This window comes from Mesorhizobium sp. M6A.T.Cr.TU.016.01.1.1, assembly GCF_003952585.1.
Lineage (GTDB): Bacteria > Pseudomonadota > Alphaproteobacteria > Rhizobiales > Rhizobiaceae > Mesorhizobium > Mesorhizobium mediterraneum.
The window spans coordinates 308657-333896 of record NZ_CP034452.1 but is presented as its reverse complement, the minus strand read 5'-3'; the positions used below and the strand labels follow the sequence as shown (position 1 = coordinate 333896).

Here is a 25240-nt window from a genome sequence, read left to right as displayed (position 1 = left end):
CGGCATGGCGGTTGATACCCGTCTGCTCCCGATGGAGGCGAGCACAATGACGGAACTGCTTGTCCAGCAGCTGGTGAACTGGATAACCCTTGGCTGCATCTATGCCTTGCTGGCTATCGGATTCAGTCTGATTTTCGGTGTCCTGAACGTCATTCATTTCTCTCACGGCGATGTCGCAACGACGGCGCCGTTTATCTCGCTGGCGCTCGCCCAGGCGTTGGCGACGGCGGTTGGGGCTTCAAGCCCCGCTTGGCTGGTGGTTGCGGTACCGGCAGCCGTGTTCGCCGTCGGATTGATCGGCGTCTTGCTGGACAAGCTGGTTATCAGGCGCTTTCGCGACGCCCCTGCCATGATGGCGCTGGTCGCGACGGTGGCGCTGGGTATCGTCATCCGCGAGCTGATCCGTCATCTCTATCCGCAAGGCTCGAACCCGCATGCCTTCCCGCGCCTGGTGTCGGGCATGGCTTTCGAAGTCTCCGGCGTTGCCATCAGCTGGTTCGCGCTGCTTGTGGTCGTACTGACCATCGCGCTGGTGGCCATGCTGTTCGTCTTCCTGCGCTTGACCCCGCTCGGCCTGCGCATCCGGGCGGCCTCGGAGGACCGGATCGTGGCGCGGATGATGGGCATCCGTGATGCACGTGTCTTCCGGGCGACTTTCTTCATCGCCTCAGCGATCGGCGCCACTGCCGGCCTTTTGTTCGCAAGCTATGCCGGCGTGACACGGTTCGACTTCGGTGTCATGGCCGGCCTGCTCGGCTTTTCCGCTGCGGTAATCGGCGGCCTCGGCTCGATGCCGGGCGCCATACTGGGCGGACTGATCATCGCTGGCATCGAGGTGCTTGCGCAGACATTTGTGCCCGATGGTGCTTCCTATCGATTGGTGTTCGTCTTCCTGCTCGTCATCGCCGTGCTCATCTTCCGCCCGGCCGGCCTGCTTGGGCGCACCGTCATGGAGAAAGTCTAGCATGCAGGGTAGCGCTTCACTTGCTGCGCCGGGCAAGGCGGCGGCCGCAGTCTTCGCCATCGCCTCGCAACTTTGCGGGGCAGCGTTTCTCTACCTCATTTTGAAGGTTGATGGCGGCTGGCAGGTGGTCGGCCTGCTGGCTTTGCTCGGCTTCGGCTTCTACCTGTTGGAGAGGCTGCCGTGGATCGGCGACTACGCGTTGGCCAGCTTTGCCCGTGCTCCCCTTGTGGCGATGGCTACCGCGGCGGTCATCGTTGTGGCTTTTCCATTCGTCGTCGGCTCGAATACCTATATGCTGCATCTGCTGATTGTCGCCCAGCTCTATGCCGTGCTCGCGCTGGCGCTCAATTTCCAGCTCGGCAGTGCCAACATTCCGAACTTCGCCACCGGCGCTTCCTACGGCATCGGGGCCTATGTGTCGGCGTTGCTGGCGATCAACTTCGGTATCAGTTTCTGGCTGACACTGCCGGTCGCGGCGCTGGCTGCAACACTGTTCGGTTTCATCATCGGCATTCCTTCGATGCGCACGCGTGATACCTATCTGGCGCTTGTCACCATCGCCTTTGGCGTCGTGGTCCAGCAGTTGCTGAACAATTTCGGCTGGACCGGCGGGCCCAACGGACTGGTCGGCATTCCTGCGCCCAGCCTGTTCGGGCATTCCTTCGCCGACCCGCTGGTGATCTTCGGTTGGAAACTACCGAGCCAGGCGAACTTCTATTATCTGTCGGCGGCGCTGGTCGTCGTCGCCATCGTCACGGCGCATCGGTTGCATGGCTCGCGCATCGGGCTGGCCTGGAACGCACTGCGCGCCGACGAGATCGCCGCCAAGGCGCAAGGCATCAATGTGGCGTGGTTCAAGGTGTTGGCGTTCGCGGTCGATGCCTTCCTGGCCGCCTTTGCCGGCACGATCTACGCCTTCTACGTGTCCTACATTTCCCCCGACAATTTCACCTTCCTCGTCTCCGTCACCATCATGACCATGGTCATCGTCGGCGGCATGGACAACATTTTCGGCGTCATCGTCGGTGCGTTCCTGCTGACCATCCTGCCCGAGAAACTGCGCGCCTTCGCCGACTACCGCCTGCTGTTCTTCGGCGTCGTCATCATCGGCTTCCTGATGATCCGGCCGCAGGGGTTGTTCCCGCAACGCATGCGGCGATACGGGGGCGATCTGTGAGCGCGCTTCTCAAAGTCGAGAATTTGACGATGCGCTTCGGCGGGTTGGTCGCGCTCAACGATGTCAGCCTTTCGATCGACAAGGGCGCGGTGCTCGCCGTCATCGGCCCGAATGGCGCCGGCAAGTCGACGCTGTTCAACGTCGTGACTGGCGTCTACCGGCCGACCTCCGGCCGGGTGACGTTCAACGGCGCCGAGATCACCAGCCGCCCGTCCTATGAAGTCGTCGATCGTGGCATCGCCCGCACATTTCAGTCGTCGCGGCTGTTCTCGGACCTCAGCGTCCTCGACAACGTCATCATCGGCATGCACACCCGCACGAAGACCGGCGTGCTGGATGCGCTGTTCCGGCCGGGCGCGTCGCGCCGCGAGATGGCGGCCTGCGTGGAAAAGGCCGAAACCCTGCTCAAGCTCGGATCCGGCGGCCTGTTCGAACAGCGTTATCGGCCAGCGGGAACGCTGGCGCAGGCCGACCGGCGCCGGCTGGAGATAGCCCGCGCACTGGCCTCGCAGCCCAAGCTTTTGCTGCTCGACGAACCGTCGGTCGGCATGGACGATACGGAGACGGACGCATTGGTGGCCGACATTGTGCGGCTGCGTGCGCAAAACCCCGAGCTGTCGGTGGTCCTGATCGAGCACGACATGCGCGTGGTCGAGGCATTCCCGCACCACGTCGCGTGCATCGACTATGGCAGCAAGATCGCCGAGGGTGACTTTGCGGCGGTGCGCGCCGACCCGCGCGTCCAGGAAGCCTATCTCGGGAAGGCGGTCGCCCATGCTTGAGCTGAAGGGTGTCGATACCAGCTACGGGGCGGTCCCGATGCTGCGCGGCGTGGCGATGAGCGTTCGTCCCGGCGAACTGGTCTGCCTGCTCGGGCCGAATGGCGCCGGCAAGACGACAACCTTCATGACCGTATGCGGCGTTGTGCGCGCCCAGCGCGGCAAGGTCGAGGTGATGGGCCGGGACATGGCGACGCTTGGCACGGAAAACCTCGCGTCGCTTGGTGTCGGCCTTGTTCCGGAAGGGCGCCGGCTGTTTCCCAGCCTGACCGTGATTGAGAACCTGCGCCTGGGCTACGACGCGGTGTCCGGCCGGGGTCCCGATTTCGAGGCGCAGCTGGACAAAATGGGCAATCTGTTTCCGCGTATCCAGGAGCGTTTGCGCCAGGTGGCTGGCACTCTGTCCGGCGGCGAACAGGCGATGGTCGCGCTGGCGCGCGCGCTGATCGGCGAACCCAGGCTCGTGATCATGGACGAACCGTCGCTTGGTCTCTCGCCCAAGCTCATCGGCGAGTATTTCGAGATCACCCGGGAGATCCATCGCCGCGGCACGACCATCCTGCTGATCGAACAGAATGCGGAAATGGGACTAGGCATCGCCGATCGTGGCTATGTCCTGGTCAAGGGCAAGGTCGCCCAGGAAGGACCGGCAAAGGAGCTGCTCTCGTCCAAGGCGGCCAGAAGCCTTTATCTCTGAGCCTCCCGGTAATTGCGTCTGTCGCAGCGGCGATGATCCCACGTTCACTTCTTTGGCGATGGCATCCAGCATTTAGGGACAAGCTAACCACTGCCACATGAAATCGTAATTTTCGCTACCGGGCCCCTTCAGTAAACCAACGATCAGACCTCCGTCGCATCCGCAGAAATTCTCGGGGAGAGCCAGAAAGGGCCGCTGAAATGTCAGTTGAAAAAGTAGACACGCTCGTTGTTGGCGGCGGCCAGGCGGGATTGGCTATGAGCGAGCATCTGAGCAAGTGCGGCGTGCCTCATCTTGTGCTCGAGCGCCGGCGTATCGCCGAACGCTGGCGCTCCGAAAGATGGGACTCTTTGGTTGCCAATGGTCCCGCCTGGCACGATCGTTTTCCGGGCATGGAGTTTCCGGACACCCATCCCGATGCCTTTGTCTCCAAGGAGAAGGTTGCGGACTATTTTGTCGCTTATGCGGAAATGATCGCGGCCCCTATCCGCTGCGGCGTCGAGGTAAAGAAAGTGCACCGGCTCGTCGGCCGTCCCGGTTTCCAGGTCGAAACCTCCGATGGCGTGATCGAGGCCAGCAATTTGGTTGCCGCCACCGGAGCTTTCCAACATCCCGTTGTCCCGGCCATCGTTCCCGCGGATGCCGGGCTCATGCAGATCCATTCCAGCGCCTATCGCAATCCCGGCCAACTGCCCGACGGTGCGGTGCTGGTGGTCGGTTCGGGATCCTCGGGGGTGCAGATCGCGGACGAACTCTTGCGTGCGGGAAGGCGCGTCTACCTCTCGGTCGGGCCGCATGATCGCCCGCCGCGGGCCTATCGCGAGCGTGACTTCTGCTGGTGGCTGGGGGTTTTGGGCAAGTGGGACGCCCAGGCGCCGGCGCCCGGCACGGAACATGTCACCATCGCGGTGAGCGGTGCGCGTGGCGGCCAAACGATCGACTTCCGGCGTCTTGCCGCGCAAGGGATGACGCTGGTTGGCCGGACGGAATTGTACAGGGACGGTATCATGACCTTCGCGCCCGATCTGGCCAAGAATATCGCTCGCGGCGATGCGAACTATATGTCGGTGCTGGACGAGGCCGACGCCTATGTTGCCCGCAACGGCCTTGACCTTCCCGAAGAGCCCGAGGCCCGCAAGATCGGGTCGGACCCGCAATGCGTGACCGATCCGATTCTCGATCTCAACTTGGCAGAAGCAGGAATAGGTTCGATCATCTGGGCAACGGGATTCACCGTCGATTACAACTGGCTGAAAGTCGATGTGTTCGACGAAAAGGGCAAGCCGAGGCATCAGCGCGGTGTGTCGACCGAGCCCGGGATCTATTTCCTGGGCCTGCCGTGGCAATCGCGCAGGGGATCCAGCTTCATCTGGGGCGTCTGGCACGACGCCCAGCATGTGGCGGACCATATTTCCACGCAGCGCAAATACCTAGCCTACCATGCATCCGCGAAGCGCGAGACCAAGGTGGCGTAGCCAACGGCAACTGCAACGGATGTCCCGACCTCGAGCCTGATCTGACGGAGACCAAGATGGTGCATACCAGAATTCGCAAGTTCAACACCAAAGACACCTATCCCGAGCAGAAGCTCGACAACGATCTGTGTCAGGCGGTCGTTACGCGGGGCGGCAGGACCGTCTATCTGCGTGGCCAGTGTCCGCAGGACCTCGATACGGCCAAGAATATCGACAGCCATGATCCCGTCGAGCAGACGCACAAGGTCATGCAGAACATCCGCCAGCTGATCGAGGAGTGCGGCGGGTCCATGGAGCACCTGGTCAAGGTGGTGGTCTACATCACCGACGTGCGCCATCGCGAGGCGGTCTACCGCACCATGGGCGAGTACATCAAAGGCGTGCATCCCGTTTCAACCGGCCTCGTCGTGCAGGCTCTGGCGCGGCCAGACTGGCTGGTCGAGATCGACGGCACCGCCGTCATTCCGGATTAACGGCGATGACATTCTCCATTGTCGCGCGGTGCAGCCGCACCGGCATGTTCGGGGTCGCGGTGTCATCCTCGTCGCCTGCGGTCGCGGCGCGCTGTGCCTATGCGCAGGCAGGCGTCGGCGCCATTGCCAGCCAGAACGTCACCGATCCGACGCTTGGGCTGCGAGGCCTCGAACTGCTGGCGCGAGGCGCTTCGGCCGCCGAGGCGGTCGCCATCCTGAAACGCACCGGCGCCTATAGCGAATACCGGCAGGTGCTGGCTGTCGATGCCGCTGGAACGACCGCGATTCATTCAGGCCCCAGGGCGCTTGGCATCTGGGCGGAAGCGCGCGCGGAAAATGTTGCTTGCGGCGGCAACATGCTGGCCCATGACGGAGTGCCGCAAGCCATGGTCAAGGCCTTTCTGGCGTCGGAAGGGCATCTGGGCGACCGCCTGATCGCGACCATGCGCGCCGCGCTGAAAGCGGGTGGCGAGGCAGGCCCGGTCCATTCCGCCGGAATGAAGCTGGTGCGCGAGGTTGCGTGGCCGGTCGCCGACCTGCGCTGCGACTGGACCGACGACTGCCCGATCGAGCAACTGGCGACGCTGTGGGAACTCTACAAGCCGCAGCTCGATGCCTATGTGACCCGCGCGATAAATCCATCCGATGCGCCGAGCTACGGCGTGCCGGGCGATGAATAGTCAAGACACAGCCACGGGATATCTGCGATGAGCGAACTCAGCCACAAGGACTGGATCGGCAAAGCATCCGCGATCCGTTTTCGCGACAAGGCGTTCATCGACGGCAAGGCGGTTGCGGCGCGTTCTGGCCGAACCTTCGCCAGCGTCAATCCGGCAACCGGCGAAGTCTTGGCCGAAGTGGCGTCCTGTGGCGAAGAAGACATCGATCTGGCTGTTGCCGCGGCCCGGCGCAGCTTCAACGCCGGCGTCTGGTCACGGACCAGTCCGGCACACCGCAAGGAGGTGTTGTTGCGGCTGGCGCAGTTGCTGCGCGAAAACCTGCATGAACTGGCCCTGCTTGAATCGCTCGACATGGGCAAACTCGTCAAAGACGCGGCCTCGGTCGACGTCCCCGGCTCGGCAGCGATCTTCCAATGGTATGGCGAAGCCGTCGACAAGATCTATGACGAAGTGGCGCCGACCGGCGAAGGCGATCTGGTCCTGGTGCGGCGCGAGCCACTTGGCGTGATCGGCGCGGTGGTGCCGTGGAATTTCCCCCTCGACATGGCGACCTGGAAGTGCGCGCCGGCGCTGGCGGCGGGCAATTCGCTCGTGCTGAAACCGGCCGAGCAGTCGCCCTTGTCGGCGCTGTGGCTGGCGGAACTCGCGATGGAAGCGGGCCTGCCGGCTGGCGTGCTCAATGTGGTGCCCGGTCTCGGCGAAACCGCCGGCCAGGCGCTTGGCCGCCATATGGATGTGGATTGCCTTGCCTTCACCGGCTCGACTGCCGTGGGCAAGATGTTCCTGCAGTATTCCGGTCAGTCGAACATGAAGCAGGTTTGGCTGGAAACCGGCGGCAAGAGCCCCAATCTTGTCTTTGCCGATTGCAGCGATCTCGATGCGGCGGCCGATATGGCGGCGTTCGGCATCTTCTTCAACCAGGGCGAAGTCTGTTCCGCCAATTCACGTTTGCTCGTCCAACGCGGCATCAAGGATGCTCTTGTGGAAAGGCTCGTGCAGCGTGCGGCGGCCACGCAGCCCGGCGATCCACTCGATCCGGCTTCGAAAATGGGCGCGATGGTCGATGCCCATCACGCGGCCAACGTCATGCGGTTTGTCGAGGCCGGCAAGAAAACCGCGCGCTTGGTTGCGGGCGGCGATCTGGTCACGGTCAATGGGCGCGGCAGCTTTATCCAGCCCACCATCTTCGACGATGTCGCGCATACCGATCCGATTGCCCGGGACGAGATATTCGGGCCGGTGCTTTCTGTCATCGCCTTCGACGACGAGGCGGAGGCGATCCGTATGGCCAATGACAGTCCATACGGGCTGGCCGCATCGCTGTGGACCGACAGCCTGTCGCGTGCACACCGCATCGCCGGGCGGCTCCATGCCGGCACGGTTTCCGTCAACACCGTCGACGCGCTGAGCCCGATGACGCCGTTCGGTGGCTTCAAGCAATCCGGCTTCGGCCGCGACCTGTCGCTGCATGCGCTCGACAAGTACACCGCGCTCAAGACGACGTGGATCAAATACTGATGGATGGCAAAGGCTTGATCGAAGCCCCTAAACCGGCAACATAGCCGGCCATGCCGCTACGCTTTACCCTCAGACAGTTGGAATATTTCGTCGCCGTTGGCGAGGCTGGCTCCATTGCAAAGGCGGCCGAACAGGTCAACGTGTCACCGCCATCGATTTCGGCCTCCATCGCGCAGCTGGAAACTGAGTTCGGCGTCCAGCTTTTTGTCCGCAAGCATTCGCACGGCCTCTCGCTCACCGCCGGCGGTCGCGTCTTCCTGAAGGAAGCCGCTCGCTTACTCAACGACGCCGACGCCTTGCATGACGTCGCTGGCGACATTGCAGAAAAGGTGCGCGGCCCGCTGGCAGTAGGATGCTTGCTGACGTTCGCGCAGATCGTTCTGCCGGCTCTGCGCATGAAGTTCGAGCGCGCCTATCCTGATGTGCGTGTGCGGCAGTTCGAGCGCAATCAAGGGCAGTTGCTCGAGATGCTGCAGCGCGGCGAAATCGACCTTGCCCTGACATACGATCTCGAACTGTCGCAAGACATGACCTTCGAGCCGCTGATCCTGGTGCCGGCCTATGTCATGCTGCCGGCGGGGCACCGCTTTGCCGGGAAGGCGTCGATCACGACGGAAGAATTGGCCGACGAGCCGATGGTGTTGCTCGACCTGCCTTTCAGTCGCGAATATTTCCTGTCGGCGTTCCACCAGCGGGGAATCCGACCGAACATCGCCGAGCGCACAGGCGACATTGCGGTTATGCGCACCATGGTGGCCAATGGCTTCGGCTACGGCATCGCCAATATGCGGCCGCTCAACACCCTGGCGCCGGACGGCAAGCCACTTGTCTTTGTGCCGCTGGATGGTGACCTGCGACCTCTGACCATGGGCATCGCCTTGCCCAACTCCGAACATCGCACGCAAACCGTCCAGGCGTTCATCGATCACTGCCGGCATTTTGTGGTTGAGCAAGGCGTATTCGGCGCCGGGCGGGCGGTGGAACACCAGTCGATTGGCTAGATCAGCCACCCAATCAAATCCGAACTGCTCTGTTGCTAAGCTCGAAGTTGGTCGTCGGCAAGCCGCCGCAGCAATTCGTCCAGCATGTTGTCGCAGCGGCGCATCTGCTCGACGCTGACGAATTCGTCCGGCTTGTGCCCTTGCGCCATCGACCCCGGTCCGCATACGACCGTCGGCGTGCCGAGATCGCTGCTGAACAGGCCACCTTCCGTGCCGAAGGCAACCTTGATGGTGTCGTTGGCGCCGGTCAGCGATTTGACGAAAGCGACGGCTTGCGAATTGAGCGGCGTATCCAGGCCGGGATAGGTGTTGGTGATGTCGATGTCGATCGCCGCCTCGGGCGCAATGGCCGAAGCTTCGACGGCAATGCGCGCTGCCTCCGCGCGCAAACCGTCGAGGATCTCCAGAGGGTTGTCGGCTGCAATATTGCGGATCTCGAAGTCGATCTGACAGAGGTTCGGCACGATGTTCAGCGCCACGCCGGCGTTCATCTTGCCAACGTGGACGGTTGTGTAGGGAATGTCGTAGTCGCCATCGCGGGCGCCATCACGCGCCAGCCGGTCCTGCTCCCGGCGCAAGGCGGCGACGAAGTCGCAGCCGAGATGGATGGCGTTGAGCGCCAGTGGAGCCAGCGCCGAATGGCCTTCGCGTCCCTTGCAGATGGCGCGTGCGGCAAGCTTGCCCTTGTGACCCGTCGCCACCTTCATGCCGGTCGGCTCGCCGACGATGCATAGCAACGGCCGTTGCGGGGCTCCTCGCAGCATGTCAATCAGGCTGCGCACGCCGATGCAGCCGATCTCCTCGTCGTAGGAGAGTGACAGGTGCAACGGGGTCTGCAGTGTCATTTTCGAGGCCGTGACACATGCAGCGAGCGCGCTGGCGACGAAGCCCTTCATGTCGGCCGCCCCGCGTCCGTAAAGCTTGCCGTCGCGCTCGCTCATCTCGAAGGGCGGCAGCGTCCAGTTCTGGCCGTCGATGGGAACGACGTCGGTGTGGCCGGACAGCATGATGCCGGAAGTGCCGGCCGGTCCGATGGTGGCAAAGAGGTTGGCTTTATGGCCATCCCCGCTTTGAATGATCTGGCAGGCAATGCCATGTGCGTCCAGCAGGTCCGCTACGTAGCCGATGAGGTCGAGATTCGGGTCACGGCTCACCGTCGGGAATGCGATCAGCTTTTCAAGGATCCGGATGCTGTCCATGCGTCTAAATCTCGTTGCCCGTGCGAGCTATCTAGCATCGCGTGGCCACGGCCTTGAAGTCGCATTTGGCTCAGCCGGGATTCACCGGATGCTAATCCAGGCCGTGCCGATTAGGCGGGTCCTAATCGGCACGGAAGAAATCTGTAGTTTTCCGGCGCCTGCCTCAGCTTATGAGTAGTCTCTCGGCATCAACCTAATGGCGCTCGCCAGACTGGCGTGCGCCGCGGCTCGAGGAAAGCTCCATGCGCGATCCACGCTACGACATTCTGTTCGAGCCCATGAAGATCGGTCCGGTGACCGCCAAGAACCGCTTCTATCAGGTTCCGCATTGCAATGGCGGCGGCTACCGCGATCCATCTGCTGCGGCCGAGATGCGCCGCATCAAGTCGGAAGGCGGCTGGGGCGTCATCTTCACCGAGCAGACCGAGATGCACCATACCTCGGAGATCACGCCCTTCATCGAGCTCAGGCTATGGGACGACGCCGATATCCCAGCACTGGCCAAGATGGCTAAGGCCATGCACCAGCATGGCGCGCTGGCCGGCATCCAGCTGGCTTATTCAGGCATCAACGGCCCGAATCTCTACACCAAGGAAGTGCCACGCGGACCGTCGGCCCTGCCCATCCGGACCTTCACCAACGATCCGGTTCAGGCGCGCGCCATGGACAAGCAAGATATCCGCGACCTGCGCCGCTGGCACCGCAATGCCTTCAAACGTGCCAGGCAGGCGGGCTTCGACCTGGTTTGTCTCTACGGCGCGCATGGCTTCGGCATCATCCAGCACTTCCTGTCTACCGCCACCAACCAGCGCAGCGACGAATATGGCGGCTCGCTGGAAAACCGCTCGCGGCTGATGCGTGAGCTGATCGAAGAGGGCCGGGATGCCATCGGCGACACCTGCGGCCTGACGCTGCGGCTGTCGCTGGACGAGATGATCGGCGAGCTTGGTTTCGCCAATTCCGAAGTGCGCGACGTGATCGAGATGCACGCCGACCTGCCCGATCTCTGGGATCTGGCCCATGGCGCCTGGGAGGACTGCTCCGGGCCGTCGCGGTTCAAGGAGGAGGCCGCGCAGGAGAGCCTGGTGTCAGGCATCAAGAAGCTGACTTCGAAGCCGGTCGTCGGCGTCGGTCGCTTCACCTCGCCCGATGTGATGGTGAAGATGATCAGGTCCGGCACGCTTGATTTCATCGGCTGCGCGCGGCCATCGATTGCCGATCCCTTCCTGCCGAAGAAGGTGGAGGAGGGGCGGATCGAGGACATTCGCGAATGCATCGGCTGCAACATCTGCATTACCGGCGACATGACGATGTCGGTCTCGCGGTGCACGCAAAATCCAACGTTCATGGAGGAGTGGCGTAAGGGCTGGCATCCGGAGCGCATGCAGGCCAAGGGCGACAGCGAGAGCGTGCTGATCGTCGGCGCCGGCCCTGCCGGGCTGGAGGCCGCTCGCGCACTCGGCCTGCGTGGCTATCAGGTGGCCATCGCCGAAGCCGGCACCGAACTCGGCGGCCGCGTGGCGCGCGAGTGCCGCTTGCCTGGCCTCTCCGCATGGGGCCGCGTGCGCGACTATCGCCAGTATCAGCTCAGCCAAATGTCGAATGTCGACGTCTATTTCGAAAGCCGGTTGTCTGCCGAGGACATATTGGCCTTCGGCTTTCAAAACGTTGCCATCGCCACCGGCTCGACATGGCGCAGCGACGGCGTGGCGCGCGCGCATGTCGTGCCGATGCCGATCGATCCGGTCATGCCGGTCTACACGCCGGACGATCTGATGGGCGGCAATGTGCCGACCGGCAATGTCGTGCTGTTCGACGACGACCACTACTACATGGGTGGCGTTCTGGCGGAGCTTATGGCGCGCCAGGGCGCGAGGGTGACGCTGGTGACGCCATCCGCCTATGTATCCGACTGGACCCGCAACACGCTGGAGCAGGGTGCCATCCATCGCCGGCTGGCTGAGCTCGGCGTCGAGATCGTGTTGAACCGGATCGTGACGCGCATTGTGCCGGGAGGTGTTGCCACCGCCTGTGCATATACTGGCAACCGACGTGACATCGCTGCAGACGCTGTGGTGCTGGTGACGTCGCGCCAACAGGACGATGGCGTCTGGCAGGGCTTAAAGGCGCGGAGGGACGAATGGGCCGATAACGGCATTCGCTCGATCAAGGTCATCGGCGATGCCGAGGCGCCGGGGCCGATCGCGTGGGCAACTTATGCGGGGCACCGCTTTGCGCGCGAACTGGATGAAGCCGATATTGGCGACGCACTGCCCTTCCGTCGCGAGATCACGGCATTGGCCGCGGAATAGGTTTGAGAAGAAATAGATAGATTTGAAGCCGTTCATGCTTCCGGTTGCTCAGCATTCGATGAGCCACAGATTCGCGAGGATATGCGGCGCCCCGAACCTTTGGAGATAGCCAGGCGCACAGACAGTCATCGGTCGCTGGAGAACCCAGATAGCTCAGTCTCGTTTACTGTACTACTGCATTTGGATTCCGTTCATCGGCATCATATTGTGATTGAGGTGCGTCATGATCCAGACGGAACCGAGCACGACAAGCACGACGATGAATACGCCGAAGGCCAGCGCCAGGACGTTGTTCGTGTTGTCCGGGCCTGTGGTGAGATGAATGAAGAAGACGAGGTGCACGCCCATCTGCGCAATGGCGAGCACAACGAGCGCTGAGATGATCGCCGGCTGGTAGATGAGACCGCTCTGCGCCGCAACGAAAGAGGCGACAGTCAGCAGGATGGCCAGGCCAAACCCCAGTGCGTAGCCCAGCAGGCCGCCGGCCAGCTCCTGCTCGTTGATGCGCTCTTCGCCAGGCGCGGAATCGTCAAGGTCGGCAAATTCTTCGGGGCGGTGGTCGCGATCGCTCATGCACTGGCTCCCAGAAGATACACGAGAGTGAAGATCGCGATCCAGATGATGTCCAGCGCATGCCAGAACAGGTTGAAACACTGAAGGCGACGCAAGATGTCGTCGCGAAAACCCTTCACCCAAAGCTGCGCGATCATCGTGCCCAGCCAAAGCAGGCCCATTCCCACGTGCAGGCCATGGCATCCAACCAGCGCAAAGAAGGCAGAAAGGAAGGCGCTGCGCGAAGGGCCGGCACCTTCCTCGATCATTCCGGCGAACTCCTGCACCTCGAGCATCAGAAATGCGGCGCCCAGGATTCCGGTCACGAGTAGCCAGATCTGTGTCCAGACCATATCGCGCCGGTGACTGGCAAGACTTCCCAGACCGCAAGTGAAGCTGGAGGTGAGAAGCAGCCCGGTCTGGATCGCGACCCTGGGGAGTTCGAACAGATCGCGGCCGGCCGGGCCCCCGGCGATCTCCTTCGCCAGCACGGCGTAGGCCGCGAAGAAGGCCGAGAACATGATGATGTCGGACAGCAGGAAAATCCAGAAGCCGTAGGCGACGGTCACGAATTTCGAAGCCGGTCCACCTTCGCCGTGCCCCGTCGCACCATGACTATGGCCTGAGCCGTGGCCGAGCCGATGTGGATCTGGCCTGCCAGGCGAAATGGCGCCTGGCAGCGCCCCTGAGACGGCGCTCATGCGAGTTCCTCCCTGCGCTTGGACCACACAGCCCGGCCAGCGCGTTCAATGCGCTCGAGCTCTTCGGCGGAGACCTCGTACTCGGCGACGTCACGCCAGGCAAAAACCACGAAGGTGGCGTAGGCGCCGATAAGACCGATGATGGCTAGCCACCAGATGTGCCATATGAGCGCGAATCCAACGAGGGTCGCGAAGAAGGCGGCCACGAATCCGGTAGGACTGTTCTTCGGCATCTCGATCGGTTCATAGGCCGGCTCCTCGCCCGAATCCTGCATTTCGATCCTGCGCTGCTTCATGGTCCAGTAGGCTTCCTCGCCTCCCACATGCGGAAGTCTGGCAAAATTGAAGCTTGGCGGCGGAGACGATGTAGACCATTCCAGCGAGCGGCCGTCCCATGGGTCGCCGGTTTCGTCGCGCAACTCATCACGGTGCCTGATTGATACGACAAGCTGCGTGATCTGACAGGCCGCACCAACGATCATCACAAGAATACCGCAGGCCGCAACGATCAGCCAAGGCACCCAAGGGTCGATTTCGATGTGCTGAAGGCGGCGCGTCATCCCCTGCAGCCCGACGATATACAGTGGCAGGAAGACGAGAATGAACCCGAGCAGCGTGAACCAGAACGCCGCCTTGCCCCAGCCTTCATGCAGCCGGAAGCCGAACGCCTTCGGGAACCAATAGGTGAAGCCTGCGAAAGCCCCAAACAGCACGCCTGCGATGATGACATTGTGGAAATGCGCAACAAGGAACATCGAGTTGTGCAGCATGAAATCGGCAGGCGGAACGGCCAGCAGCACGCCGGTCATGCCGCCGACGGTGAAGGTGGTGATGAAGCCGATGGCCCACAGCATCGGCGTGTCGAAGCGAATGCGTCCGCCATACATGGTGAAGAGCCAGTTGTAGATCTTCACGCCGGTACCGACTGCAATGATCGAGGTGGCGATGCCGAAGGCGGCATTCACATCTGCGCCGGCGCCCATGGTGAAGAAGTGATGCAGCCACACCATGAAAGAAACGATGCAGATGAAGAGCGTAGCGGCCACCATCGAACGGTAACCGAACAGCGGCTTTGACGAGAAGGTGGAGAACACTTCCGAAAAGATGCCGAAGGCGGGCAGCACGAGGATATAGACCTCCGGATGGCCCCAGGCCCAGATGAGGTTCACGAACATCATAGGGTTGCCGCCAGCCTCGTTCGTGAAGAAGTGGAACCCTAGATAGCGATCGAGCGTGAGCATCGCCAATGTCGCCGTCAGGATGGGAAACGCCGCGACGATGAGGAGGTTGGCGGCGAGCGAGGTCCAGCAGAACATGGGCATGCGCAGATAGCCCATCCCCGGAGCGCGCATCTTCAGAATCGTGGCAACCAGATTGACGCCGGTCATCAGCGTGCCGACGCCCGAGATCTGGATCGCCCAGAGATAGTAATCGACGCCGACGCCCGGGGAGTAGTCGAGCTCCGATAGCGGCGCGTAGGGGAGCCACCCGGTGCGGGCGAATTCGCCAATCACCAGTGAAATATTGACAAGCAGTGCACCCGACGCAGTCAGCCAGAAGCTGACGGAATTGAGCGTCGGAAAGGCCACATCGCGCACGCCGAGTTGCAGCGGCACCACGAGATTCATGAGGCCGATCATGAACGGCATTGCGCCGAAGAAGATCATGATGGTGCCGTGCGCGGAAAATATCTGGTCATAGTGGTCGGGCGGCAGATAGCCTGGCCCCTGTATGGCGGCGATCTGCTGGGTGCGCATCATGATCGCGTCGATGAAACCGCGCAGCAGCATAAGCACCGCCAAAAGTACGTACATGACGCCGATCCGCTTGTGGTCCACCGAGGTGATCCACTCGCGCCACAGGTAGGGCCAGAAGCCTTTGACGGTGATCCAGGCCAACACGCCGATAGCCGCAAGGAAGACGACGAGAGCGGCGATGAGGGGGATCGGCTCATCGAAGGGAATCGCGGACCAGTCGAGCTTTCCCAGCATGGTTCAACCGCCTCCGTGTCGTTCATGTCTGGCATTCGGGTCCGCCGGCGTGGCCGGACCCAAAGGATCAGGGTGGACCCGTGGATTGCCGCCGCGGCCTTCGCTTGGCCCGGGCGCTGGCGGCAGGTATTGACGCACCACGGCATCAAACAGCCCTGGCTGAACATGCGAGAACGCAAACGGAGCGACGTCCTGGCTTTGTCGAGCGAGTTCGCGGTACGCCCCCGCGTTCAGGGTCTGGCCGCCGCCGCGGAGGCCCGCCGTCCACTGGGCGAACGCTTCGGGCGGCACGATCCGCACCCGAAAATTCATGTCCGAGAAACCGTCGCCGCTGTAGTGGGCCGACTGGCCATACAGGACGCCAGGCTTGTCGGCCAGGAGGTTGAGCTCGCTTTCCATACCGTTCATCGCGTAAATCATGCTCCCGAGCTGCGGAACGAAAAATGTGTTCATTACGCTCGCCGAGGTCAGACGGAACCGCACCGGCGTGCCTGCAGGCATGACCAGTTCGTTGACGCTCGCGATTTGCTGGTCGGGGTAGATGAACAGCCATTTCCAGTCGAGCGCGACGACTTGCACCTCGAGCGGCGAATTGGTCGACGATAGAGGCTTGCGAGGGTCGAGCTGATGGGATCCGTAATAAATTAGACCCCCGAGAAAGAGGATCGTCAGCGTGGGAATTGACCAGACGATGAGCTCTATCCGGCCTGAATAGGTGAATCCTGGATCATATTTGGCGCGGGTGTTGGAAGCGCGAAACCACCATGCAAACCATAGCGCGGCGACGATGGTCGGGACGACGATCACCAACATGACGGCCAGCGAGTTGAGCAGGATTGTCCGATTGCCGGCGCCGACCGGCCCTTGTGGGTCGAGCACGCCGCCTGCGCAGCCGGCGAGCTCGACCGTGCCCAGCAAGAGAATGGTAAGGCCTGACGAGCCAGCCCGCTTCATGTTCGTCCCTATGGTAGGTGATCACATAGTCACCCGGCTCCGGTTCGTTCGTGGCCACCGGCCACGGGCCGAAACTATGCGCATCGACGCGAAATCAGCTCCCTCAGCAACGGCTTCAACTTGCAGTGAGAAAGACCGTATACGTCGAAGAATTTCCTGTCTCTCTGGTTTTAGGTGCGGAACAGATATGCCGCCGGTCCGCGGAAAGCCGAACATTCAGGGGCCGAATTTGTTCCCGGGCATTTACGCGAGGCAAAGTTAACGTTTGGCGGAGTTGGTGTGCAGTCCGTGAGAAGCGGCAACCGCGGCCCAGTCCGATGTGCCCGCCAAGGTCGGCACATAACTTGCTTATCAAATACGGGAGACACATCAGGGGAATTTCGTCATGCAAGAAGCAACTGCAACTCATCCTGAGGGCAATACCCTCTTCCCGATCGTGCTTTCGATCGTCGCTGCAGCGGCGACCGGAGTGCTCTGGGCCTATGCGAACCCGATCCAACTCGTTCCCGGCGTCATCCAGTGGCGCATCTTCGCCTTTCTGCCCCCGCTGGTGGGCATCCTGCTCGGCTGGAAGAGCGGTTTCATCTGCGGCTATCTCGGCACCATAGTCTGGTCGCTGCTGGCCGGTACCTTCATCCCCGCTCATTCGCTCATCGTCGACGGCATCATGGTAGGCCTCACTGGCCTCTTGCCCGGGCTGATATTCGACCCAGCGAGGACGAAATTCGATCGCAACACGCTGATCAAAATTGCGGCAGTGTGCCTCATCGTTGGCCTTGTGATGGTCGTCGCGGTCTCGGCCAGTCTCGCTTATCTCGGCATTTTCCCCTTCTGGTGGGCGGTGATGTATCTGGGCCTGTCGGACATCGTGCCGATGATCATAGGCACGCCGCTTCTTGTTGTCCCAGCGCTAAAGATCCTCAAGAGCGCGCATCCTGCCGGTTTCACGCGCTTTTGAGCGCAGTAAGATTTGAAAAGTGCTTGAACTGAACAATGTGACGGTGGGCTTCGGCGATGCGCCGATGGCAGTCACCGAAGCCACGATGACCGTTGCACGTGGCGAGTGCCTCCTCGTGTGCGGGGCGGCAGGCGGGGCCAAGACCACGTTGCTCAACGTGGCGGGAGGGATCATCCCCCGCCTCGTTGCCCCTCGCCACTTTTCCGGCTCGGTTTCATTCGATGGCCAGCCGCTGTCGACCTTGTCGAAGGATGCCCTTTTTACCAAGATCGGCATCGTCACTCAGAATGTCGAGGACCAGCTTTGGGACCTCGGTGTCGAGGACCTGATCGCGTTCCCGCTGGAAAACCGGGGCGTGGAAAAGAAACTTATCCGCCGCAGGCTGCAGATTCTGCTCGATGAGCTTGAACTCAATCCGCTGCGGGGGAGGCGAGTACTCACTCTCTCCGGCGGCGAACGGCGGATGGTGGCAATCGCAGCTGCCCTTGCGGCTACGCCTGTGCTGCTTGTGCTCGACGAGCCCACGACAGGGCTCGATCCAGCTGCCCGTGCACGGCTGGTTCGAATTCTCGCGAAGCTTGCCGACGAGGTGCCCTCGTTGCTTGTCGCCGAGCAGGATCCGGGTGCATTCAAATCTGTCGCTGAAAATGTGCGCCTGCTCGTGTCGGGCAGGCTTTCGGAGGCCGTCGCCGCGCGCACGATAATGACACAGCAAGAGCCATGGCTGGAGGCGGGCATCCTGCCGCCCAATCATCGGACGACCTGCACTCCGTCCTTTCCTGCCGGCGACGTGCTGCTTTCGGTTTCCGGCATCCGCACCCGGCTTGCGCGCCCCGACGGCGTCCCGGTATTGCGTGATGTCTCGCTCCAGATTCGCGCCGGGGAGCACGTGGCGCTGATAGGGCGCAACGGCGCAGGCAAGACGACGCTGTTCCAGTCGATCCTCGGCTTGGCGAAGCTCGCCGCAGGATCGATCCGTATTGGCGGCGAACCGGCCGACGGCTGGACCGTTGCGCGCCGCGCCCGCGCGATCGCGTATCTTCCGCAGAACATGCGCCGCATCCTGTTCAACATGACTGTGCTCGAGGAAGTCATTTTCTCCATGACCGCAGGCGCGGCAGCCGACGATTTAGTAAGGAGGGAGGCGCATGCCGCGCTAGAGAAATACGAAATTAAAGGGTTGGCCGAAGCCAACCCCTTCGCGCTTTCGACGAGGCAGCAGGCATTGCTGGGGCTTGCCTGCGCCGATGCGGCGCAGGCATCGATAGCGATCCTGGACGAGCCGCTGCTTGCGCGCGACCTGCAGGGCAGACGCATGCTGGACCTGTTCATCGGGTCCATGCTGTCGTCGGGGCGCGCGATCATGCTCATCTCGCATGATCTCGACCTCGTCCAAGATGTCGCCTCGCGCACGCTGATACTGGACGAAGGGCAGATCGTCTTCGACGGCGCGCCGCAGCAAGCCTGGGCGTCGAGCGCGTTCTCCCAGCTCGGTTGGCCCGCACCGACGGCTCTATCGACCGGAGCAGCGGCATGAAACGGATCTATGAGCTCAACTTTTTCGTGAAATTGACGGGTGCATTCACGATCATGCTGGTGGCTTGGCTTGCGCCGGACTGGCGCTTTGGCGTGCCCCTGGCCCTGCTTTCTCTCGTTTTCCTGAGCGTGATGCAGGTGCCCGGCTTGCGCGGCTATCTCAAGGGTGCGGCGCTTCTCGTGCTTCTGGTCATGGCGAGTTGGATCGGCAATCTCCTGCTGCAGGGGCTTTCGCCTGCCGATGCCCTGCCGATCGCCGCCGGGATGGCTGCACGCCTCATCACGACGACCGCGGCATTCTATTTCGTCATGGAGACAAGCACTCCAGGCTCTATCCTGGCAGCGGCCAGTGCAGCTCGTCTCCCGCCCATTGTCACTCTGATCCTGTCGCTCACCTTCGGCATCATCCCGATGCTGCGCGAGGATTTCGAGCGCATCGCCGACGCGCAGCGCGCACGCGGCATGGAGATCGACGACGTCTCGCTACCCACTCGGTTGCGCTTTGCGCTGGCACGCGGTGTGCCGCTTCTAGTGCAGGCCATCCGCTTGGCGCACGCCATCTCGCTTTCGCTTTCCATCTACGGGTTCGACATGAACCGAAAGCGCACAACGTGGCGCAATGTGGGCCTGCTGGTCGAACCCCGACTCGCTCATCAAGGATAAACAAAATGACCCAGGAAACCGCCTTTTCGCCGATAACCGGGCAAAACTGGCCGGTCGACGTCGCCGGCTTGCAGGTCGACTTGCCGATCGTCGCGATCAGGCCGGATTTCGCCATCTCGCTGATGATGGTCATCGATCTCGGAGTAAGGTTCGGCGAGCATGTCGGCCGCAAGTTGGCCGAGAAACTGCGACCGCTCAAACCCGACGTGATCGTGGGCGCGGCCACGCTTGGCATTCCCGTCGCCATCGAAGTGAGCCGCGCCTTGAGCCTCGATAACTACGTGATCTTGCAGAAATCGCCAAAGATCCATCTGGGCGACGCGCTCGTCCAGCACATCTCCTCCATCACCTCGAAGGGCGAGCAGCGCCTGCTTCTCGACCGCCGCGCGATACCGTTCCTAGCAGGCAAACGCGTCGTGGTGGTTGACGATGTCGTGGCGTCCGGCTCAAGCCTGAAGGGCTCGGTCGAGTTGGCGCGCAGCGCGGGCGCGGAAGTGGTCGGCATCGGTGTGATCCTCACCGAGGCGCGGGATTGGCAAGAAACGCTTGGGCCGGACCAGGCACTGATCCACAGCCTTGCGCATATCCCGCAATTCGCATTAGGCAAGGACGGCTGGAGGCCCATTCCAGAAACCTTTCTCTAGCGAACCGGTCCCGTACACTAGCCGGTTGCCGGTAGCGCCATACGTGCGGAAAACATCAGCCACCGACTGACACACATCGTATCTCTGCTCGAAGTCGGGAAAGAGATGAGCGGGAAAGACCGTTCGATCTTCTCCAATACAAGAACGCCTCGACCATCATTCTCGTGATCTTCGTCGTCGTGGTGTTGATGGAGTTCGCGACGGATCGCTTGCGCTCGAAGATCCAGTAGCTGCGGCCATGTGCGTGCAAAATCGACACGACACGGTCCCGCATCCTAGGGCACGAAGATAAGGAACAGATAGGCGACAAACACGACGAGATGAACGAGCCCCGTCAGCATCGTTGTTCGGCCCGTCCCAAAGCTCACGATGCTGATGGCGAGCGCGAGCAGGAGAAGCACAGTATCCCCCGGACCCAGACCAAGCATCAGGCTTCGTCCCGTGAGCAGGCTCGCTGCCCCGATTGCCGGGATTGTTAGGCCGATCGTGGCGCAAGCGGAGCCGAGGGCGACATTCAGCCCTCGCTGAAGTTCGTTGTTAAGCGCAGCCCGAACGGCCGATGCCGCCTCCGGCATAAGCACAAGCGCAGCGACGAAGAAGCCTACGATTGCGTCCGCCTGGGTAATTTGAAGAAACGCTAGCCCATCCTCGATGCTGCCGGCCACCTGCTCGGTCAGAAGAACGATCCCTGCCAGCCCGACAAATAAAAGGAGCACGTTGGTGGTCACTTTCCCACCCTCAGATACATGCTCCTCATGTTCGGCTCTGGACGTCAGATCCTCGATAAAATCGCCCCGTTGGCGCACCATCTGTGCAAAGACGAACGCACCATAGAGGAGAACTGAAAGGACGCTCACGAATGCGAGTTGCGATGCGGAGAACGCACCGGGGACTGTTGCAAGAGTGTAGTTTGGAAGGATCAGTGTAAGAACCGTCAGCGCCATAATAACGGCAAGGGAAGCGTTGGTGCCCTGTCGTTTGATGTCCTGATATCGATGCTTCAGCCCACCCAGGGTGAGGCAGACCCCGACCACACCAGTGCACACGATCATGACCGTCGAAAATACGGACTCGCGTGCCAGCGTCGGATTGTTCGCGCCGTGCAGCATCATCGAAACGATGACCGATGCTTCGATGGCAGTGACCGAAAACGTCAACAGCAGCGTGCCGTAAGGTTCACCGAGCCGCCGTGCGACGGCTTCGGCATGATGCAAAACCACAAACACGGTCGCGAAGATGAAGATAGCGACCACGATCAACGCCAGGATCTTGATCGAAAGCAGCGAATGCTCGATCGACGCGCCGCCGAAATGAATTAATGCGGCCAGGCCCAAGGAGCCGATTGGGAACAGATATTGGCCGATCGGTCGTCGATGAACAGCCAAGACGGATTTCCTTCATCGCATCGACGGTCGCAGACTGGGTATTACAGAGACTGACCGAAGCCCATGGTGTCAGTCTACTTGCGGCTGCCGGCCCGTTCAATGGCCGCGTGCTCGACCGACTTGGCGTAACGAAATTGGCCGAGCTCGATGCCGCATAGGCCGGATTACAATTAAGCCTTGAGTTTTCACGCTTCCGGCAATAGCTAGGTGCTACCAGGCCGGGCCCCTCTGGCAGTCCATCAGGACTGTGATGTCGGACTGGAATTCCAATCCGGGTGGCCTGGCTTTGAGATTTCTTCAGCTGTAGCGGCATTTCTCCTGTCATACGCGGTGTCCGCGTTGCTCTACGGCTATGCTCGCAAGCCTCGTCACCCCTAGCTGAACGCAAGGGTGCCGTATGACAGAATTTTTCAGTCCTGAAGCAATGACCGCTCTCTTGCAGGTCATCATGATCGACCTGGTGCTGGCCGGCGACAATGCCATCGTTATCGGCCTTGCCGCAGCCGGGCTACCCAAAGAGCAGCGCAGAAACGCCATCGTCATCGGTATCGTCGCAGCGGCCGTTCTGCGCATCGGCTTTGCGGCCGCCACAACCCAGCTCCTGCAGATCGTCGGCTTGCTGTTTGCCGGCGGGATATTGCTGTTGTGGGTATGCTGGAAGATGTGGCGCGAACTCCGGCAAAACCATGCGCAGGAAACACAGGCGATCGAAGCGCTTTCGGAAAGCGACGTCGACTACGATGGCATCGTAGCTGGCAAAGCTTCACGCAAGACGCTGGCGCAGGCAACCTGGCAGATCATCATCGCCGACGTCTCTATGTCGCTCGACAATGTTCTGGCGGTAGCGGGTGCTGCGCGCGAACATCCGAACGTATTGATCTTCGGCCTTGTCCTCTCCGTCGCGCTGATGGGCATTGCCGCAAACTTCATTGCCAATCTGCTTCAGAAGCATCGCTGGATTGCCTATGTCGGCCTGGTGGTCATCCTCTACGTAGCTGGCGACATGATCTATCGCGGTACGCTCGAGCTTCTGCCTCACGTCGCGGGCTCTTAAGACGCAAAAAGTGGACCGGCCGGAACAACGTTGTTCCGGCCGATTTGGGGCGCATTTGCTCGATCCGGCGGTAGAAAGAATTCCCTCGTGCTCAGATTTGCGTAAGTCGCGGCTTGCCCCCACGCAAACGACCAAATCGGAAAGCATCTGAAACGGCTGAGCGGACCATAAGCATCTCGCCTATGGTTTCGTGTGTCATGAGCCCGACCAGTCGGTCGGAATTGTCCACGACCGCAACGGCAGGCACATCTGCCCGCTGCATAAGGCGCAGGCTTTCCTCGAGACTTTTGCGGTAATGTATTTTCGGGATATCGTTGCGCATTGCGCTCGCGACCGGTTCAGCGGGGCCCTTTTCCTTCAATGTCCGGATCATGTCGTTGCGTGTCACCAGTCCTTCAAGATGGCCAGCGGAATCGATGACCGGGAATTCATGCTGCGTGGTCGCGAGCAGCATCTCGATTGCCTCGTCGAGTGTCGCCGACCGTTCCAGCCGGGCGAACTCGGTGATCATCACGTCCCCGACAAGGACGCTTGTGGCAAGCTCGCGGATCTGTGCGTTCTGGGCTTCCGCAGCCGCGGCGAGATAGACGAAGATGCCGATGAAGATCAGCAGCGGGTTGTAGAACAGCCCAACGAAACCGAAGACGAAAGCCAATCCCTGCCCGATCGTGGCGGCGATCTGGGTCGCGCGCGACCAGGAAAGGCGTGCGGCGAGGGCGGCGCGCAGGATACGGCCGCCATCCATCGGGAAGGCCGGGATCATGTTGAAAAGGACCAGGAAGACGTTGACCCCTGCAAGCCTGGCGAGAAAATTCGTACGCGGATCCTCGATCCCGGCCATCTGTTCGACACCTGCCGACCCGCCGAGCAAGGCGAAGATCAGCGCGGCGATCGCGACATTGACCAGCGGCCCCGCCACCGCGATCACGAACTCCTGCCTCGGCTCTTCGGGCATGCGTTCCAGCCTGGCCACGCCGCCGATCGGGAAAAGGGTAATGTCCGGCGTGCTGATGCCGAAGTACCGTGCGGCGGCGATGTGGCCGAACTCATGCAGGACCACGCAGGCAAAGACGGCAATGATGAAGGCAACGCCTTCCCAGGCCGCTGGCGTGCCGCCGATCCGATAGTGCGTTAGCCAAATCCAGACGAGCAGAAGCAGGAAGGTAAAGTGAACGCGCACGGTGGTGCCGGCGATCGTCCCGAGGTTCAGCGACCAACCCAAATCTATCCACTCCGAGAGACCCCGCCTTCACCATAGGCTTTGGCAGGGCGCTTGCAATCGTACGAGAACATCAGGCGCTGGCACTGACGTGTCGCGGCGTCAGTCAGTGAGTGGTTTGCGAGTGCTCGCCGCCCGGCTTCGAGATGCCGCTTAAAGCCTCTCCCGCTTCTGCCGCTTCGCCGTTCGTCGCGAGATCGCCAAGAGAGATGATCCCGACGAGCCTCTTGTCGCGGTTCAGAACCGGAAGCCGACGCACCTGCAGGTCGCCCATATTCTCAAGCACATGCTCGACGTCTTCGTCATCGAAGCAATATTTGACCTCCGGGCTCATGACATCACGCACCTTGGCGTCAGGTCCCTTGCCCAACGCTACGCCGCGGATCGCGATATCACGATCGGTGATCATCCCGACCAGCCGGTCGTGGTCGCCCACAGGCATCACGCCGGCGTCGAGCCTTTCCATAGTCTGCGCTACTTCGCGAATGGACTGTTCGGGGTTCGCGACCTGGACATTCCTCGTCATGCAGTTGCCGACTTTCATGGCAATCTCCCTTCTACTTGCGAAGCCCTGCCGCCGGTTTTGGTGTCGACCTAGGAAACGAACTCTTCGGCAGTAACGTTCCCTCGAATCTGAACGGCCCGCAGCAGGTCTCTCACCTGCAGCCGGAAGGGCTGGGAAAGCCCACATCGCCGGGATCTTGCGGTATGTCTTTGACGCGAAGTCGAACCACCCACGGTCGTGCGCTCCAATGCGCGCCCATCGCCGTAGCTGCCGCCGCAGCGACAAACGCCAATGACTGGCCAAACTGGAACCCTGATGGACAATACGACGTTTCAGGGAGACAGCGCAGCCAACGCAGCCAACGGAGAAGTCGAATGCAGCCCTTAGCCGCAAATTCCGCCCGCCACCCCAGCGCGCTTACTATTACCCCGTTCAATGGGACGGTGACGGTCAGGTTCTCCGACGCGATTATTGCCTCAACCGAGCGGGCAAAAGTGCTTCACGAAGAAGGACATGATCCTGTCTTCTATATCCCTTTCGAGGACATCTATTTCGACCTTCTGGAGAAGACGAACACCACAACGCGCAGTCCGTTGAAGGGCACGGCGAGCTACTGGCGGGTTCAAGCGGTCGGCGGATCGGCTGATGACTTCATGTGGGCTTATGAGACGCCCGACACCCCGGCATTGGCCATCGCCCGCCATGGCGCCTTCGATCCCGATAAGGCGCGGATCGATGCCGACCCTGCCGAGGATAAGCGGCATACGCCTCACATCCCCGAGTAGAGCGGCGCTTGAATTTCC

24 protein-coding genes are annotated in these 25240 nt (G+C 61.6%); 16 read left to right on the top strand and 8 right to left on the bottom strand.

Going from position 1 to position 25240, the window contains the following annotated elements; all coding sequences use genetic code 11:
• Window positions 1-46: 46 nt before the first annotated feature.
• The 9 genes from EJ075_RS01560 to EJ075_RS01520 all read left to right on the top strand — a co-directional run bounded on the left by EJ075_RS01560 (window position 47) and on the right by EJ075_RS01520 (window position 8764).
• Window positions 47-964 (top strand): branched-chain amino acid ABC transporter permease, encoded by a 918-nt coding sequence (locus EJ075_RS01560; protein ID WP_126103093.1) that lies wholly within the window; start codon window positions 47-49, stop codon window positions 962-964.
• A 1-nt stretch (window position 965) separates the two neighbouring features.
• Entirely contained in the window at window positions 966-2141 is a 1176-nt protein-coding gene (locus EJ075_RS01555) for a branched-chain amino acid ABC transporter permease (protein WP_126103092.1), read from the top strand.
• A complete protein-coding gene (locus EJ075_RS01550) occupies window positions 2138-2923 on the top strand; it encodes an ABC transporter ATP-binding protein (protein ID WP_245458081.1) in 786 nt (261 codons plus the stop codon). The genes EJ075_RS01555 and EJ075_RS01550 overlap by 4 nt, the downstream gene beginning before the upstream one ends.
• Complete coding sequence (locus EJ075_RS01545; protein WP_126103091.1) at window positions 2916-3617, top strand: ABC transporter ATP-binding protein; 702 nt, start codon at window positions 2916-2918, stop codon at window positions 3615-3617. Before EJ075_RS01550 ends, EJ075_RS01545 begins: the two co-directional genes overlap by 8 nt.
• A 200-nt stretch (window positions 3618-3817) precedes the next feature.
• The gene (locus EJ075_RS01540; protein WP_126103090.1) at window positions 3818-5092 is read left to right on the top strand and encodes an NAD(P)/FAD-dependent oxidoreductase; all 1275 of its coding nucleotides are present in this window, start codon (window positions 3818-3820) and stop codon (window positions 5090-5092) included.
• A 56-nt stretch (window positions 5093-5148) separates the two neighbouring features.
• Window positions 5149-5565 carry a RidA family protein gene (locus EJ075_RS01535; protein WP_126103089.1) on the top strand — a complete coding sequence of 139 codons (417 nt, stop codon included), beginning with the start codon at window positions 5149-5151 and terminating at the stop codon, window positions 5563-5565.
• Window positions 5566-5570: 5 nt separating this feature from the next.
• Complete coding sequence (locus EJ075_RS01530) at window positions 5571-6245, top strand: DUF1028 domain-containing protein (protein ID WP_126103088.1); 675 nt, start codon at window positions 5571-5573, stop codon at window positions 6243-6245.
• Window positions 6246-6272: 27 nt separating this feature from the next.
• On the top strand, window positions 6273-7763 hold the full coding sequence (locus EJ075_RS01525; protein WP_126103087.1) for an aldehyde dehydrogenase: 1491 nt from the start codon (window positions 6273-6275) through the stop codon (window positions 7761-7763).
• A 50-nt stretch (window positions 7764-7813) separates the two neighbouring features.
• Window positions 7814-8764, top strand: a complete 951-nt coding sequence (locus EJ075_RS01520; RefSeq protein ID WP_126103086.1) for a LysR family transcriptional regulator — start codon at window positions 7814-7816, stop codon at window positions 8762-8764.
• A 35-nt stretch (window positions 8765-8799) separates the two neighbouring features.
• Here the strand turns inward: EJ075_RS01520 and argE are convergent, their stop codons facing one another.
• The gene (argE, locus tag EJ075_RS01515; protein WP_126103085.1) at window positions 8800-9963 is read right to left on the bottom strand and encodes an acetylornithine deacetylase; all 1164 of its coding nucleotides are present in this window, start codon (window positions 9961-9963) and stop codon (window positions 8800-8802) included.
• A gap of 242 nt (window positions 9964-10205) precedes the next feature.
• Between argE and EJ075_RS01510 the strand changes: the two genes are divergently transcribed.
• A complete protein-coding gene (locus EJ075_RS01510) occupies window positions 10206-12275 on the top strand; it encodes an NAD(P)-binding protein (RefSeq protein ID WP_126103084.1) in 2070 nt (689 codons plus the stop codon).
• A 171-nt stretch (window positions 12276-12446) separates the two neighbouring features.
• Here EJ075_RS01510 and cyoD read toward each other — a convergent pair whose 3' ends face one another.
• The 4 genes from cyoD to cyoA are packed head-to-tail and all read right to left on the bottom strand — an operon-like array spanning window position 12447 to window position 16473.
• A complete protein-coding gene (cyoD, locus tag EJ075_RS01505; RefSeq protein ID WP_126103083.1) occupies window positions 12447-12848 on the bottom strand; it encodes a cytochrome o ubiquinol oxidase subunit IV in 402 nt (133 codons plus the stop codon).
• Window positions 12845-13528, bottom strand: a complete 684-nt coding sequence (gene cyoC, locus EJ075_RS01500; protein WP_126107202.1) for a cytochrome o ubiquinol oxidase subunit III — start codon at window positions 13526-13528, stop codon at window positions 12845-12847. The genes cyoD and cyoC overlap by 4 nt, the downstream gene beginning before the upstream one ends.
• Window positions 13525-15519 carry a cytochrome o ubiquinol oxidase subunit I gene (cyoB, locus tag EJ075_RS01495; RefSeq protein WP_126103082.1) on the bottom strand — a complete coding sequence of 665 codons (1995 nt, stop codon included), beginning with the start codon at window positions 15517-15519 and terminating at the stop codon, window positions 13525-13527. Before cyoB ends, cyoC begins: the two co-directional genes overlap by 4 nt.
• Before the next feature lie 3 nt (window positions 15520-15522).
• Complete coding sequence (gene cyoA, locus EJ075_RS01490) at window positions 15523-16473, bottom strand: ubiquinol oxidase subunit II (protein WP_126103081.1); 951 nt, start codon at window positions 16471-16473, stop codon at window positions 15523-15525.
• A 385-nt stretch (window positions 16474-16858) separates the two neighbouring features.
• On the opposite strand from cyoA, the gene EJ075_RS01485 reads away from it, so the two are divergent.
• The 4 genes from EJ075_RS01485 to EJ075_RS01470 are packed head-to-tail and all read left to right on the top strand — an operon-like array spanning window position 16859 to window position 20274.
• Window positions 16859-17431 (top strand): aminotriazole resistance protein, encoded by a 573-nt coding sequence (locus EJ075_RS01485; RefSeq protein WP_095486336.1) that lies wholly within the window; start codon window positions 16859-16861, stop codon window positions 17429-17431.
• Window positions 17432-17450: 19 nt separating this feature from the next.
• Window positions 17451-18968 (top strand): ATP-binding cassette domain-containing protein, encoded by a 1518-nt coding sequence (locus tag EJ075_RS01480; protein WP_126103080.1) that lies wholly within the window; start codon window positions 17451-17453, stop codon window positions 18966-18968.
• The gene (locus EJ075_RS01475) at window positions 18926-19630 is read left to right on the top strand and encodes an energy-coupling factor transporter transmembrane component T (RefSeq protein WP_245458080.1); all 705 of its coding nucleotides are present in this window, start codon (window positions 18926-18928) and stop codon (window positions 19628-19630) included. The genes EJ075_RS01480 and EJ075_RS01475 overlap by 43 nt, the downstream gene beginning before the upstream one ends.
• 5 nt (window positions 19631-19635) lie before the next feature.
• Window positions 19636-20274, top strand: a complete 639-nt coding sequence (locus EJ075_RS01470; RefSeq protein ID WP_126103079.1) for a phosphoribosyltransferase family protein — start codon at window positions 19636-19638, stop codon at window positions 20272-20274.
• A gap of 275 nt (window positions 20275-20549) precedes the next feature.
• Here EJ075_RS01470 and EJ075_RS01460 read toward each other — a convergent pair whose 3' ends face one another.
• Complete coding sequence (locus EJ075_RS01460) at window positions 20550-21659, bottom strand: ionic transporter (protein ID WP_245458079.1); 1110 nt, start codon at window positions 21657-21659, stop codon at window positions 20550-20552.
• A 397-nt stretch (window positions 21660-22056) separates the two neighbouring features.
• Between EJ075_RS01460 and EJ075_RS01455 the strand changes: the two genes are divergently transcribed.
• On the top strand, window positions 22057-22713 hold the full coding sequence (locus EJ075_RS01455; RefSeq protein ID WP_126103078.1) for a TerC family protein: 657 nt from the start codon (window positions 22057-22059) through the stop codon (window positions 22711-22713).
• 91 nt (window positions 22714-22804) lie between these two features.
• Here the strand turns inward: EJ075_RS01455 and EJ075_RS01450 are convergent, their stop codons facing one another.
• Complete coding sequence (locus EJ075_RS01450; protein WP_126103077.1) at window positions 22805-23935, bottom strand: site-2 protease family protein; 1131 nt, start codon at window positions 23933-23935, stop codon at window positions 22805-22807.
• A gap of 103 nt (window positions 23936-24038) precedes the next feature.
• Window positions 24039-24476 carry a CBS domain-containing protein gene (locus EJ075_RS01445; RefSeq protein WP_126103076.1) on the bottom strand — a complete coding sequence of 146 codons (438 nt, stop codon included), beginning with the start codon at window positions 24474-24476 and terminating at the stop codon, window positions 24039-24041.
• 335 nt (window positions 24477-24811) lie between these two features.
• Between EJ075_RS01445 and EJ075_RS01440 the strand changes: the two genes are divergently transcribed.
• Entirely contained in the window at window positions 24812-25222 is a 411-nt protein-coding gene (locus EJ075_RS01440) for a DUF427 domain-containing protein (RefSeq protein ID WP_126103075.1), read from the top strand.
• Window positions 25223-25240 lie beyond the last annotated feature (18 nt).

What these genes read in the sequence shown, in the direction of transcription:
- EJ075_RS01560 (WP_126103093.1), top strand. Translation starts at nt 47, where the DNA reads ATGACGGAACTGCTTGTCCAGCAGCTGGTGAACTGGATAACCCTTGGC.
- EJ075_RS01555 (WP_126103092.1), top strand. Translation starts at nt 966, where the DNA reads ATGCAGGGTAGCGCTTCACTTGCTGCGCCGGGCAAGGCGGCGGCCGCA.
- EJ075_RS01545 (WP_126103091.1), top strand. Translation starts at nt 2,916, where the DNA reads ATGCTTGAGCTGAAGGGTGTCGATACCAGCTACGGGGCGGTCCCGATG.
- EJ075_RS01540 (WP_126103090.1), top strand. Translation starts at nt 3,818, where the DNA reads ATGTCAGTTGAAAAAGTAGACACGCTCGTTGTTGGCGGCGGCCAGGCG.
- EJ075_RS01535 (WP_126103089.1), top strand. Translation starts at nt 5,149, where the DNA reads ATGGTGCATACCAGAATTCGCAAGTTCAACACCAAAGACACCTATCCC.
- EJ075_RS01530 (WP_126103088.1), top strand. Translation starts at nt 5,571, where the DNA reads ATGACATTCTCCATTGTCGCGCGGTGCAGCCGCACCGGCATGTTCGGG.
- EJ075_RS01525 (WP_126103087.1), top strand. Translation starts at nt 6,273, where the DNA reads ATGAGCGAACTCAGCCACAAGGACTGGATCGGCAAAGCATCCGCGATC.
- EJ075_RS01520 (WP_126103086.1), top strand. Translation starts at nt 7,814, where the DNA reads ATGCCGCTACGCTTTACCCTCAGACAGTTGGAATATTTCGTCGCCGTT.
- argE (WP_126103085.1), bottom strand. Translation starts at nt 9,963, where the DNA reads ATGGACAGCATCCGGATCCTTGAAAAGCTGATCGCATTCCCGACGGTG.
- EJ075_RS01510 (WP_126103084.1), top strand. Translation starts at nt 10,206, where the DNA reads ATGCGCGATCCACGCTACGACATTCTGTTCGAGCCCATGAAGATCGGT.
- cyoD (WP_126103083.1), bottom strand. Translation starts at nt 12,848, where the DNA reads ATGAGCGATCGCGACCACCGCCCCGAAGAATTTGCCGACCTTGACGAT.
- cyoC (WP_126107202.1), bottom strand. Translation starts at nt 13,528, where the DNA reads ATGAGCGCCGTCTCAGGGGCGCTGCCAGGCGCCATTTCGCCTGGCAGG.
- cyoB (WP_126103082.1), bottom strand. Translation starts at nt 15,519, where the DNA reads ATGCTGGGAAAGCTCGACTGGTCCGCGATTCCCTTCGATGAGCCGATC.
- cyoA (WP_126103081.1), bottom strand. Translation starts at nt 16,473, where the DNA reads ATGAAGCGGGCTGGCTCGTCAGGCCTTACCATTCTCTTGCTGGGCACG.
- EJ075_RS01485 (WP_095486336.1), top strand. Translation starts at nt 16,859, where the DNA reads ATGCAAGAAGCAACTGCAACTCATCCTGAGGGCAATACCCTCTTCCCG.
- EJ075_RS01470 (WP_126103079.1), top strand. Translation starts at nt 19,636, where the DNA reads ATGACCCAGGAAACCGCCTTTTCGCCGATAACCGGGCAAAACTGGCCG.
- EJ075_RS01455 (WP_126103078.1), top strand. Translation starts at nt 22,057, where the DNA reads ATGACAGAATTTTTCAGTCCTGAAGCAATGACCGCTCTCTTGCAGGTC.
- EJ075_RS01445 (WP_126103076.1), bottom strand. Translation starts at nt 24,476, where the DNA reads ATGAAAGTCGGCAACTGCATGACGAGGAATGTCCAGGTCGCGAACCCC.
- EJ075_RS01440 (WP_126103075.1), top strand. Translation starts at nt 24,812, where the DNA reads ATGCAGCCCTTAGCCGCAAATTCCGCCCGCCACCCCAGCGCGCTTACT.